At 67.3% G+C, this 12068-nt stretch carries 14 protein-coding genes; 5 read left to right on the top strand and 9 right to left on the bottom strand.

Annotated features, from left to right (window positions below):
• Window positions 1-161: 161 nt before the first annotated feature.
• Window positions 162-704 (top strand): DUF4232 domain-containing protein, encoded by a 543-nt coding sequence (locus tag ACZ5IK_RS30510; protein WP_465490854.1) that lies wholly within the window; start codon window positions 162-164, stop codon window positions 702-704.
• Between the two features lie 92 nt (window positions 705-796).
• On the opposite strand, the gene ACZ5IK_RS30505 is transcribed toward ACZ5IK_RS30510, so the two are convergent.
• Both ACZ5IK_RS30505 and ACZ5IK_RS30500 read right to left on the bottom strand, forming a co-directional pair.
• Window positions 797-1267: an alpha/beta hydrolase gene (locus ACZ5IK_RS30505; RefSeq protein WP_465490853.1), complete on the bottom strand. Its 471-nt coding sequence runs from the start codon at window positions 1265-1267 to the stop codon at window positions 797-799.
• A gap of 378 nt (window positions 1268-1645) precedes the next feature.
• On the bottom strand, window positions 1646-2089 hold the full coding sequence (locus ACZ5IK_RS30500) for a MarR family winged helix-turn-helix transcriptional regulator (protein ID WP_465490852.1): 444 nt from the start codon (window positions 2087-2089) through the stop codon (window positions 1646-1648).
• Between the two features lie 97 nt (window positions 2090-2186).
• On the opposite strand from ACZ5IK_RS30500, the gene ACZ5IK_RS30495 reads away from it, so the two are divergent.
• Complete coding sequence (locus ACZ5IK_RS30495) at window positions 2187-2579, top strand: nuclear transport factor 2 family protein (RefSeq protein WP_465490851.1); 393 nt, start codon at window positions 2187-2189, stop codon at window positions 2577-2579.
• Window positions 2580-2739: 160 nt separating this feature from the next.
• Window positions 2740-3198, top strand: coding sequence for a hypothetical protein (locus ACZ5IK_RS30490; RefSeq protein WP_465490850.1), 459 nt, complete (start codon window positions 2740-2742; stop codon window positions 3196-3198).
• Here ACZ5IK_RS30490 and ACZ5IK_RS30485 read toward each other — a convergent pair.
• Both ACZ5IK_RS30485 and ACZ5IK_RS30480 read right to left on the bottom strand, forming a co-directional pair.
• The gene (locus ACZ5IK_RS30485; RefSeq protein ID WP_465490849.1) at window positions 3176-3547 is read right to left on the bottom strand and encodes a hypothetical protein; all 372 of its coding nucleotides are present in this window, start codon (window positions 3545-3547) and stop codon (window positions 3176-3178) included. The genes ACZ5IK_RS30490 and ACZ5IK_RS30485 overlap by 23 nt on opposite strands.
• A 368-nt stretch (window positions 3548-3915) precedes the next feature.
• Complete coding sequence (locus ACZ5IK_RS30480) at window positions 3916-4077, bottom strand: hypothetical protein (protein ID WP_465490848.1); 162 nt, start codon at window positions 4075-4077, stop codon at window positions 3916-3918.
• A 593-nt stretch (window positions 4078-4670) separates the two neighbouring features.
• Here ACZ5IK_RS30480 and ACZ5IK_RS30475 point away from each other — a divergent pair.
• Window positions 4671-5003: a hypothetical protein gene (locus tag ACZ5IK_RS30475; protein WP_465490847.1), complete on the top strand. Its 333-nt coding sequence runs from the start codon at window positions 4671-4673 to the stop codon at window positions 5001-5003.
• Between the two features lie 273 nt (window positions 5004-5276).
• Here the strand turns inward: ACZ5IK_RS30475 and ACZ5IK_RS30470 are convergent, their stop codons facing one another.
• The 4 genes from ACZ5IK_RS30470 to ACZ5IK_RS30455 form a co-directional block, all read right to left on the bottom strand.
• Window positions 5277-6020: a DUF4386 domain-containing protein gene (locus ACZ5IK_RS30470; RefSeq protein WP_465490846.1), complete on the bottom strand. Its 744-nt coding sequence runs from the start codon at window positions 6018-6020 to the stop codon at window positions 5277-5279.
• A 19-nt stretch (window positions 6021-6039) separates the two neighbouring features.
• Complete coding sequence (locus ACZ5IK_RS30465; RefSeq protein ID WP_465490845.1) at window positions 6040-6756, bottom strand: DUF4386 domain-containing protein; 717 nt, start codon at window positions 6754-6756, stop codon at window positions 6040-6042.
• 269 nt (window positions 6757-7025) lie between these two features.
• Entirely contained in the window at window positions 7026-7592 is a 567-nt protein-coding gene (locus ACZ5IK_RS30460) for a hypothetical protein (RefSeq protein ID WP_465490844.1), read from the bottom strand.
• Window positions 7593-7669: 77 nt separating this feature from the next.
• Window positions 7670-8227 carry a hypothetical protein gene (locus ACZ5IK_RS30455; protein ID WP_465490843.1) on the bottom strand — a complete coding sequence of 186 codons (558 nt, stop codon included), beginning with the start codon at window positions 8225-8227 and terminating at the stop codon, window positions 7670-7672.
• A gap of 208 nt (window positions 8228-8435) precedes the next feature.
• On the opposite strand from ACZ5IK_RS30455, the gene ACZ5IK_RS30450 reads away from it, so the two are divergent.
• Window positions 8436-9962, top strand: coding sequence for a carboxylesterase/lipase family protein (locus tag ACZ5IK_RS30450; protein ID WP_465490842.1), 1527 nt, complete (start codon window positions 8436-8438; stop codon window positions 9960-9962).
• 17 nt (window positions 9963-9979) lie between these two features.
• Here the strand turns inward: ACZ5IK_RS30450 and ACZ5IK_RS30445 are convergent, their stop codons facing one another.
• Window positions 9980-12025: an AfsR/SARP family transcriptional regulator gene (locus ACZ5IK_RS30445; RefSeq protein WP_465490841.1), complete on the bottom strand. Its 2046-nt coding sequence runs from the start codon at window positions 12023-12025 to the stop codon at window positions 9980-9982.
• Window positions 12026-12068: the final 43 nt, after the last annotated feature.

The following is a 12068-nucleotide window of genomic DNA, read 5'->3' as shown; positions in this document are numbered from 1 at the left end:
GAGATTTCTTCAAGCCCGGGCAAAATCGCGCCGGTAATCGTGTAGACGCACCGGCCCGATCCAGGTTGCTTCCGGCTGATCAATCTCACTTCGGCGCATTTCCAGGTTGTGGCGTGGGCATCTTCTGTGGCGAGAGCGATTACGGCAGAAGGGAAAGAACGATGACCACTCACACGAACATCCGTCGGAGCGCCGCGGTCCTGCTGGTCGCCGGAGCGGCGGCCGGGGCCACCGTCTTGGCCGCCGGTACCGCCGGCGCGATGCCTACCGACTTCCACTGCACGTCCGGTCAGGTCACCACTCGGCTCGTCTACGGCGGGGCCGGCGCGGGCGGCCGGGACGCGGCCATCCAGTTCACCGCCAAGCAGGGCGAAACCTGCACCCTGCCCGGAACGCTGCCGATCGACCTCGTCGGGGCACGCGACGTGCTGCTCTCCTCTGACGCCGCGCCGGACGCCCCGTCGGTGGAAATCGGCAACGGCTCCTCGGCCTACATCCCCCTGCACTGGAGCGCGATCGGTGCGCCGCGGCAGGAAACACCGCTGGCGATCACGATCACCGCGCCCCAGGAGACCAGCCCGCGCGGCGACACCAGCGACCCGCGGATCACCCTGCCCTGGGACTTCGGCGCGGTCAACGCCACCCCCGAGAGCCACACCATCCGCACCGGAGCGATCACGGCGGGCGCCGCGCCCACTGTCTGATGCCCGAGTCCGTCGGGGCCGGGCCCAGTGCTCGGCCCCGACGCCCGGGCACAGGGCTGCGCCGCGGTGGTCCAGCCACGGCTGGTGGAGTCCTAGGCCGCCGGGGGGGGGGGGGGGATCGGAGCACCTGGGCAGATGGCGTCGGAGGTCTTGCCGGTGTCGAAGAACTCGACCGCTTTCGAGGCGCACGGCAGGATTGACAGTGAGCCGTGCATGTCGTCCTCGACGGTGAGGAGCGAGCCGCCGATGTGGGCGCGCATGTCGTGGGCCCACGGTAGCGGCGTGACCGACTCGTAGGCGTGACCCACGAGCTGCAGTGGGCTCTTACCCGCCTTGAAGTGCCACGTGGTGGCGGGCAACGGCCAGCCGACGCAGTAGCCGTCGTAGGAGCCGTGACTGCCGGCGACCGGGAGTTCGGCGGACAGCGCGAGGTGGTTGCGCCAGTGCGCTTCGAAGTCGCGGGGACCGCTTGATTCGTTGCAGATCAACGCGTTCTGCTGGTCCGGGTCGAACGCCGGGTTCGGGTCGTCCCAGCCGAAGCCGGAGCGGGTGGACACGGCCACCCCAGGACGGCGATCGGCCAATCCCCGCGGCAGCTCACCGAAGAGGACGGCTTGGTCGAGGACAGTGGGATCAGCATCCCGATCGGCTACCCGACCGACCGCACCTGTCGCCTGGTCACCGACGCTGGATGAACCTGGGCTCGCTACGCCGCCGATGATCACACCCGGTTACAGGATCGAAGAACGACCGGCCGGAGAGGACGAAGGCGATCATCACCGAAGTGACCGTCCGAAGCAGACTCGTCGCACCGCGGAAGAGAGGTTTTCGTAACGGATTTCTCCGGCAGGGCGACACTGTGCGATAGGCGATCGTGGCGGCGTGCTCGTCGACCAGCCGTTCTCGCGGTAATTCGTTCTGGCCGAGGGCTGCTCGACGGCTCACGTAAAGGGGCCTTCGGTGACGAACCGGCGCAGGCCGCGGGCGAACGTCTGGGCTTCGCCCGGCGGCCAGGTGTTCATGCTTGCGGTGATATGAGCGGCCAGACGGCGGCGTAGCTCGTCCACCGCTCGTTCACCGTGCTCAGTGAGGACCAGTAGGGTCGCTCGCCGGTCGAGGGGGTCGGGCTCGCGGCAGAGCAACCCGGCCTGCTCCAGCCTGGAGGCGTGACGGGTGACGCCGGAGCGATCGAGCCCCACCTCTGAGGCCAGGTCGGCCGCGCTTCGGGGGCCGACCCTGGCCACCGCGCTCAAGACCGGGTAGGTCAGTTCGTCCAGCGCCTCGCCCATGTCGGCGGTCAGCTTCTTGTACAGCTGGACCCGCGTAGCGCGCCTGAGCAACACACCCAGCACGTCGGCGATCTCGCCTCCCACCTCATTTTGCATTTCCGCAGACTACCGTGCGCCGCGCACGCATCATGTGCTAGCTTCCTCGTAGTGCGTGCGTGGCGCACGCATATTACCTCCAGCATGAAGGATCTCCATGAATCGGACCGATATCCGTACCGCCCTCACCGACCTGCTGTTCACCCCCGATCTCGACCTGCACGAGGCCACCGACCGGCATTTCGCCCCCGACTACCGCCAACGCACCGACGGTGAGTGGGCCGACCGCGAGGGGTTTGTCGAGCACATCGCCCACCTGCGCACGATCGTGACCGCGGGGTCCATCGAGGTCCATGACGAACTGTACGACGGCGCCCTCTACGCCGATCGCCATACCGTCGAGGTCACCAAGACCGACGGATCGACCGTACGCACGGAGGTCTACGTTCTCGGCGAGTTCGCGCCCGACGGGCGCTTCAGCCGTATCGAGGAAACCACGCTCATGCTCCAAGGCTCCGACGCGGACCGAAACATCGGCAGGGCCCGCTGAGGTTCAGTGCACGCCTGTCATCCGCTCGAGTCACCAGCCACGCGTCAATCCCGGTGGCACAAGACCCGGGGCAGCGAGGGGCTGTCCCGGATGTCTCCGATCTCCGGTGCGGGACTGAAGGGGCACGCCGAATTCGGCAACGGCAAAGGAACTGTGGGCGATGACACGGGCATGCCCGGACTCGACGAGTTCGCCCACCACCGCCGCCAACCTGGTCACAGGTCCGCCCAGGCGCCGGCCGCGGCGTTCGACCACCCTGTCCGCGGATGTGGTCGCCGCGCCGCGCCGGGTGGCCAGTGAGATCGGCCGGCCTGTCGTGCTGATCATCGATGACCTCAAGGACGACGAGTTGTTGCTGGCGGTGGAGTGCCGAGTCGTCGCGATCCTGCCCCGGACGGCCATCTGGGACGACATGCTGCCGCGGATCGTGCGCACCGCGGCAACGGGCGGTGCCGCACTGCCTCCGGGCCGGCTCGGTGAGCTCTTCGCGCACGTGGAGCGGTTGTGGCAGCTGATGCCGGACAAGGGAAACCTGAGTCGGCGGCCGACGTCGACAGAGCTGCGGCATCAGCTCACAGGTCGGTGGCGGGTGGTTGCTAGCGGCTCTCCGCTTGGCTGATCGACACCGGATGCAGGTCGGGATCGCGGGTGGTGATCCGGCCGCCTGGCGCGCAGGCCGGGTAGCTGATCGGACTGGTGTCGATACTGGCCGACCAGAGGCGGCGGCACAGATGCAGGAGATTGCCGGCGCTCAACTCAGGGGCGCTGATTCCAGAATGGGTGCTGGTGTCGCTCTGTTCGAGCAGGAACAGGATGTCGCCGTTGCGCAGCTGCACCCACCCGTCGCCGGACCGGCGGACTTCGCAGCCCACGGCGAGGTAGAACCGCACCGACCGCATCAGGTGAAGGGCGCGGATGCGCCGTATATCCAGGGAGATCGACAGTTTCGCTAGGCGGGCTTTGTCCATGGCGAGGCTCCTGACGAGACGGGTTCGGGTGTGACCCGCCACGGTCTGGAGCGGTGACGGCCCCGGTACCGGTGTTGGAACCGGGGCCGGTCGACTGTCGGCGCGTACCGTTGCACCGCTCGCGCGGGAACGCAACCATCGTTCGTTGCCCGCGCGGAGCCCGTAGTCGTTCAGGAGTGCCTGAATTCCCTTAGACATCAAGGGTTCCCTCGGCCATGGCAAGCCGGGGCCGGGTCACGTCAGATAGATCGGGTTAACCCGATCGTGTCAGTGTCACATCGCGGAATCGGTGAGGAACGTGCGGCAGACCTCTCCCCAAGGCATCGGGTTCGTCCACCGATTCGTGATCTTGTTCGGCCAGGCGAACGTCAGCGCTGCAGTCCGTCGGCGGGTTCGAGGCCGAGGATGGCGAGCAGGAGCGCGCAGTCCTCGACGTCCTTAGCCGACGACGCCACCCGGCGCACGCCGCGGTAACGCTGGTCGTGATCGACCTCGTAGGGATTCGCTCTGACGCTGTCGAGACTTCTCACAGGCCGCATCACCACGGCGGAACCTGCGTTTCTGCGTCTTTCATGATCGGCATCGCGCCACACTCCCGAATCGGCTGTTCCGTGGGAAATCGGCCGGGGGCTGGGGCAACGCCGGTGAGGTCGTCACGAATACGTGTCTCAACACCGGCGGTCTCTCCAGTGTACTCCCGCGGCATCGGCACCGATCCTCGGCGAACGGGTGTGCGTGTTTCCGATTTCCGTGGGGGAACGCGCTACGATGGGTGGTGAATCGTGAGGCTGTGCAGACCGTCCGGAAGTCGGTCGGGATGTGGTCTCAGGCGGGCCACCCGACATCGAGGCGAGCCGTATACCTGCCAGCGGGCATGCCGCGCTCCCCTGTGGGTTGATTTTCTCCTGAGCCAGCCGGTGCCCGGGATCTTCGGCACCGTCGTGGTTCGGGAGCCCAGTTGACGGGTGGCTCCGATGCCTACCACTGAACGTGACTTCGTTGTCGCCGAGGCCGTGCTCAAAATTGGCGTGGCACCGGAATTCGAACTCCGTGCGATACCGAGACCTTTCCTCATCTGGGTGCGTTTCCCCGAATCCGGCCGTTTCACCACTACCGTTGCCAAATGAGCTTTAGCTTTCAGGCCGACCTTGTCGACCACCCTGTTTTCCGGGAATTGAGCAACGAGGCGTTCGCCCTGTGGATGCGATCGGGAGCCTGGACATCGGCAAGCCACACCCCCGGATTCGTGCCCGATCACGCCCTCGACGCGGTCGCCCACAGAGAACCGTCCGCAGGAGTCGCCGAGCTGGTGTCCGCCGGAGTGTGGACCCGTGTCGAGGGCGGCTGGAACATGGAACACGGGCCCGGCAACGATCTCCCGCCACCACTGTGGCGATCCGACGAAACGGCACCAGAACAGGGAAAGATCGAGCCGGCACCCGATCCGGACCCCTGAGGATCACTGATCCCGGCATCGAACCACCGCCGTCGAGCCCGGCGACGTCTCCAGGGGTGCGAAACCACCCGAACAGCAACACCGCTGAGGGGAGAACCGCGCGCACCGACACGAAACACGGGTGCAGGTCCGGCTGGCGCACCTACGGAAGACCGCCGTCCAGGACGCCGAACAGGTGGCAACCGGTGATCCGCCTCGAAATCGACGGCGCCTCTCTACACCTCCCCCACCTTCACGGTCCGGTCCCCTTTGCGGCAGTGAAGCAATCCACTGTCAGCCGGGGCTGGGGAAGGTGAATCCCTTGACGAACAACCAGATCGGCAAGACCACCTCGAAGACGCCACCCGGAACCAGCGCGACGAGCCCGACGCCCTGCGTCACGTCCACGACGCCGAACAGGTCGAGGATGCAGCCGGCCAGCAGTGTCGGGTAGCTGACGATGCCGAGGACCGCGAGCCAGCGCGGGACGAGCCTCGATCGATAGAGCAGAATGGACATGCACAGGCCCGCCGCGGTGACGACCAGATAGATCAACAAGGTGGCGACGCCCTGTTGCGCTTTCAGCGAAGCGCCGAGACTCGCCGACGTCGAGGCGTCGATCGTGCCGTCACGCAGACCTGCTCCGAGTTCGATCACCATCAGCGGGACGGCCAGGTAGAACAGGCTCGCGGCGAGTTCGGTGACTCTGAAGCCGACGTGCGCCAACGCCAGTGCTTCGCCGTGGTGTTTCACCAGTGGGAAGAGGAGAACGGCGATGCCCACCACCCCGAACTGCCCGGCCAGCAGAAGGGCACCGGTGGCCAGCGCGGCGGTGTGCGTGGAAGCTTCGGTCAGGAAGTCCGGGCTGTTCAGCACCTCGGTGGTGAGCGAGTCGGCGAAGATGAACGCGACCGTGGCGGCGAGGAACAACAGTCCGATGAGGACCGCGGTCTTGCGGGTGGACGCCGTCGTCGGCTCGCCCGGCCGGGCGAGTGGGCCGGCGACCGGAGGAGCGATCGATCTTTCGGGTGCCGCCATGGGAATTCACACTCTCTATTCAGTTGGAGGAACCGGTCGAGGTGACCCGGGGGCCCCGGATCACGAGCCACAGCGCCAGGAGGAACTCGCCGAGGAAGGTGAACGTGGAGACATCGGTCCAAGTACCCGGGGAAAGCATCACGCCGAAGCTGTCGATCACGTAGCCGAGACCCGCGATGGCCAGCAGGGCACCCAGCACCCTCGGCACATAACTTGATCGGTACGCCAGGTAGCCCAGGACGAGCAGGTGAGCACCGAACAGGCCGAGGGAAGCCATCCACAGGTCGTTGAACGCGGTGATGTCCAGCAGCGCCTGGGCATTGCGCTGGTCCGTACTGAACACCCCGAGGTAGGCATCGTCCGCGAGCAGGCGGAGTGGCTTGAAGAGCTGTCCGATCGCGACGAGGAAAACGCCCGAGTACACGAGCCTGAACGCGGCCGCGACCATCGAGAGATTCCGGTTCACCGGGCTGAACACGCGGTACAGGCCCCATGCCACGACGACGTCGAGCGCGATCACCATGACAAGACTGACGATACCGAGCCGGAACAACCCCGCGGACTCGGTGATGTCCCGTGCCGTCTGTGCCGCGTCTCCTGGTGTCACCAGCCCGTCCACCGCGACGAACTTGCCGAAACCGGCCAGCACGGACATGAGCAGCAGCCCGGCCCCGGCCGTGATACTCGCGGCGCGGATCGGCCGCTCGGTCTTCATGTCGAGCGAAGCGGATGACATATCCGCTGCCTCCTTGGGCGTCGGCGGAACACTGCCAGCGCCGCCGAGGTCCGGAGCGGATGTCCGGTGCGCCCTGGGATTCGTCAGGAGGACGCGCGTCCTCAGCGTAGACCTGCGAGATGCGACTGAACAGGGCCGGACGAGACCGAGGAGCGCGAGGGAAGGCGGGAAGCCGGGCTACGGATACGTGTGACACGGCAGCGGGGGCACGCCCGGTTCGGGCGTACCCCCAGCTGCGAAACACCGCGCTCAGCCGAATGGTCCCGGCCTCAGCACGGCTGTACGTTGGCGACGAAACTGAAGGTGGTCAAGGCCACGCCCGTTCTGGTGCCCGCTTCCGAGCCGTCGGTGTCCCCGACGAAGGACCAGCCACTGACGAAGCTGTCCGTGACCTGACCTCCGAACGCGTCGACCGCGTGGTCGGTGTCGCGGTAGCGGATCTCTTCATAGCCGCCCCGGCTGACGCTCTGGACGCACTGGCCCGGCGGCGCGACATAGATCAGGAAATCGGGCGATGTTCCGCGCGCATGCGTGAAGTCCGACCTCGTTTCGATCGCGTCCATGAAAATCCGGACCCGCAACCGATTCGTCCCGACCCCCACCAGCGTCGCGCTGGCGAAGACGTCCGGACCGTGCCCGTTGAAGTCGGCGTCGCCCCCGACCCGCGGCGGGATGTAGCGGTTGTCCACCGGGATCCGCTTGGCCTGGATCACCACCGACGCGAGCGCACCGGCTCCCCCTGGCCCCGCCGAGCCGGGTGCCGCGACAGCGGCAGGCGCGACGGACAATCCGACGACGGCCGCCATCGCACCGATACCGATCACTGACTTTCGCATGGCATTCTCCCCTTTATCCCTGTTTCCTTACCGGAATTTCGTCTTCGTGACCCGATACGGGTCTGGTGCCGGACGGGCTAGGGCCAGTTTCCGTCGATCCGGTTCGAGACATAGGTCGCGTCGATTTTGTTGGTATCGGTGTCGATCAAGGCGACCGTCGCGCGCACCTCGTCTCGGCTCCCTTTGTCTTCGTCGAGCCGGACGCCGGGCACGACCGCGTCGAAGTCCCCGCTGAGCCCGAATCCGGCGCTCGCCCCCATTTTGGTGAGCGGGACGGTGAAGAGGAACTCGACGAGCTTTCCATCGTCGTCGCCGCGAATCCAGACAACGAACGGGTCACCGAAATCGTCGATGTACTCCTGGGCTTCTTCCAGGCCGACGTGCACATCGATGCCGACGTGAACGGCGAAATTCCCGTTGCTGATCCGGTCGATCGAGAAGCACACGGTGCTGTTCCCCGGAAAGTTGCACGTCTGTTCCGCGGACGCCGGCGCCGCCGTCAGGCCGATGGCACCGAAGATCCCGGTCACCGCGACCAGCATCGGCACGAGCCGACGTCTGACGCGCCCCCGGGGCCTGATTTCCACAGTTCGCCGATCGAGGACGGCGTTCCCGTTGCCCATCCCATATTTCATGATCTGCTCCTTCGCTGGAGGTTCCAGGCTGACCGGCGTTCACCGTGGCAGGGACTGTCGACAAGCCGTCGACAACTGGTCGACAGTCCTTCGCCTGAGCATCGGACCTGGCCGATCGGACGAGTCGACGTATCTGGGCCTCGATGACTGGTTGGGGCCTTGCCACGGCGAGGATGATTCACGGCACTGCGCCGAGGAAGGAAGTCTGATGGCCGTTGCCGCGTCCAGACCGGAAGTCCACTTGTCAGCGGGAAAACTACGTGGCGGCTGGGAGCCGGACACTGCGGTCTTCCGTGGTATCCCGTTCGCCGAGCCTCCGGTCGGCGCCCTGCGGTTCGCCGCACCGCGGCCGGTACGACACTGGGACGGGGTGCGAGAGGCCGTGTCGTACGGACCGCCGCCCCCGCAGGCCGGCGCGTTCGGCATGGACGCGCTCTCGCGGGACACACCGGGCGAAGACTGGCTGACGCTCAACGTCTGGACGCCCGAACACCGCCCGGGCGCGGGACTGCCGGTGATGGTGTGGATCCAGGGCGGCGCCTACGCGATCGGCACATCCGGCCTCTCCGAATACGACGGCGGGCGGCTCGCTCGAGACGGTGGCGTCGTCGTGGTGACCTTCAACTACCGTGTGGGGATCGAGGGTTTCGCCCAGATCGAAGGGGCGCCCGCCAATCGGGGCCTGCTCGACCAGGTCGCCGCGTTGGAGTGGGTGCGCGACAACATCCGGGCCTTCGGCGGCGACCCCGACCGGGTCACGGTCTTCGGCCAGTCCGCGGGCGGCGGCTCGGTCGCCGCACTGCTGGCGATGCCTTCCGCGGCCGGGCTCTTCCACCGGGCCATCGCGCAGAGCGTGCCGGGCACGTTCTTCACGACGGCACTCGCCGCCGACATCGCCGCCGCCTGTGCCGCCGAACTCGGGCTGCGTCCCACCGTAGCCGACCTGTCCACAGTGGACCCGGCCCTGCTGACCACAGCCGGCGACGCGGTCACCGCCAAGATCGGACAATGGGCGCTTGCCTGGGGCAAGGCCGCGCACAGGACGATCCCGTTCGCGCCTGTCGTCGACGGGGAAATCCTGCCCGTCACCCCATGGCAGGCCTTGACCGACGGAGCGGGCCGGGACATCGAACTCCTCTCCGGCCACACCCGCGACGAGCAGCGGCTGTTCACCGCACTCGACGGCACGCTCGGCCAGGTGACGCCCGAGCAGGCGGCGACCGCGCTGGAAGTCTTCGCGCCCGGCCCGGACGGCGCACGACGGTACCGCGACGGCTTTCCTGCCGCCGGCGCAGACGAACTGTACGAACTGGTCAACTCCGACTGGCTGTTCCGGATACCGACGCTCCACCTCGCCCAAGCCCACACCACGGCAGGCGGCCACGCCCACTTCTATGAACTGAACTGGCCCGCGCCCGGCATGGGCGGCGTGTTCGGCGCCTGCCACGGCCTCGACGTGCCACTCGTCTTCGGCAACCTCACCCGCGGCCAGCCCGCCATGCTGATCGGCGAAACCCCCTCAGCCGAGGCAGAAGCACTGTCCGCCCGAATGCGCACAGCCTGGACAGCGTTCGCCACCCACGGCGACCCCGGCTGGCCCGCCTACGACACCGGACAACGGCTCACGCAGCTCTTCGACACCCGACCGGCCGTCGCCACCTATCCAGAAGAAGCCTCCCGGCTGATCTGGCACGACCACACCTTCTCCGCGTTGCCACTGATCGACCATCGATGATGTACCTGCGAGCCCCTTTAGCGCAGCAGAGCCGTTGCCTCCGCATAGCGCTCTTCGCACACGGCGACGGCCGGCCAGTGCGCCAAGGCGAGGTTGTGCTGGATCGCGGTGTGCAGGTGCCGCACGGCCCGTTCCGGGGCGCCCATGGCCATCGCGGCCACGCCGAGTGGGTAGTGGGCCGAGCCGAAGCATGCGACGGCGAGGCTGGCCATCACCGGTAGGTCGGCGAACGGTGTGAGTAGTTCATACGCCCGCGCCGCCGTATCGACGTCACCCAGTCGGTAGGCGGCTTCCGCGACGCCGTTCATCGAGACCATCCAGGTGCTCGATCGGGGTAGTTCCGCCAGGTCGGAGCCGACCAGTCTGGCGAGTGAGCTCGCCGCTTTCCGCCGGTCACCTGCCACCGCGGCGGCCGCGGCCCGTGCCGCGAAGTACGAATTGTCGACGGTGGACAGCGTCGACGAATGTACGATCTGGTCGAGCAGTGGCAGCACCTCCTCCAGCCTGCCCTGATACCACCGGATCGCGACCAGATGCGCGCCGTACCAGCCCATGGCGTCGGCGTCGCCCACGGTCTCCCCGAGTTCGGCACAGGCCTGTGCTTGTTTCTCCGCCTCGTCGAACCGGCCTGCCCGGATCGTCAGCATCACCTCGAGGGCGTTCGCCACGAAATGAGCCGCGAGGAAATCGTCCTCGGCGAGGGCTTGCCTCAGTTCACCCAGCCGCCGTTCGGCGTGCGGATGGCCGGCGAGGAACAGGTCGACGGTGTGCCACACCAGGCCCATCAGGCGGTCGCCGCGACGACCCGTGCGGGTGCTTTCACCGATCAGCTCCCAGGCCAGCGTCTGTCTCAGCTGTCCGTGGTCCGGGCCGAGCAGACAGTGGTGGGCGACGCTCAGCGCCTCCGCGTGTGCCACCGGATCGTCCGCAAGCCGGGTTTCCTCCAGCACGGCAAGGATTTCCGTGTGGCGAGACGCGCGGTAGTCGACCTCTCCCGCGAGCCGCACCCGCAGCCGTAGTGCCAGCGGGGATTCCGTACTGACCGCGGAAAGCGCGTTTCTCAACCGGGTCTGCATCTGGTGGGTGCCGGTGGCCGTGCGATGTTCGTGCACCCACAGGCCGGACAGCCCCAGCATCGCGCGCGCCAAGCTCTCTCCGTCGCCCGCCTGCTCCGCCAGGTTGTAGGCGGCTTCGAAATGCTGCCTGCTGGTCCGCAGATCGCCTTTTCCGAGAAGAGCGTCTTCACCGGCGGCGACCGGACCGGTCTCACCGGTTTCCGGAGCCAGCAATTCCTTGTCCTGAGCGAGGATTCGCCGTTGAATCACGGTCAGTGCGGCCGAAGGTTCGACTCCGGACTCCTCGAGCAGGAGTAGCCGCGCCCGCTGGAACGTCCGTAGGGCGTCGGCCTGCCTGCCCGCCCGGTACAGGGCCAGCATCAGCTGTCCCCACAACCGCTCGTACCCGGGATGAGCGGAGGTCAACGCCTCCAGTTCCGCGACCAGTTCCCTCCCGCCCCCGGCGGCCAGGTTCGCGGCGATCCGGTCTTCCACAGCGTTCTGGCGCAGTTGTGCCAATCGAATCGACTCTGCGTCGAGAGAGGCGATGTCGGAGAATTCGCCGTAGGCGAGGCCACGCCACAGATTCAGTGCCGCGACAAGCCGTTCAGCCGCGACGACAGCCTGCCCGGCGTCGAGCGCTTGGCGCCCCGCAGCCGCCAAACCCTCGAACCGCACCGAGTCGATCACTTCGGGATCCAGCCGCAGAAGGTACCCGGGCGCACGGGTCACGATCAGATCGCCGCCGAGTGCCTCCTCCGCGGGCCGGAGATACTTGCGCAGCCGGGAAACGTAGGTGCGCACGGTCCGATCGGCGTCGTGCGGGGCATGCGGGCCCCACAGTTGCCCGACCAGCGCGGCGACACTCACCGCGCGGCCACCCGCGATCCCGAGCAGGACGAGCAGGGCCCGCAGTCGCGGACCGCCGAGGTCGAGCACCGTGCCGCCGACCGCGACCTCGAACGGACCGAGCACCCGGAAGTCGACGCCGTGCGAAATGCCGCTCACGCAGCCCCCTAGACCAGGACGAACCCTTCATCCTGTCTGACAA

This window comes from Amycolatopsis sp. NPDC031561, from assembly GCF_055580625.1.
The sequence above is the reverse complement of the archived record's forward strand: the minus strand, read 5'-3'. Positions and strand labels throughout refer to the sequence as shown.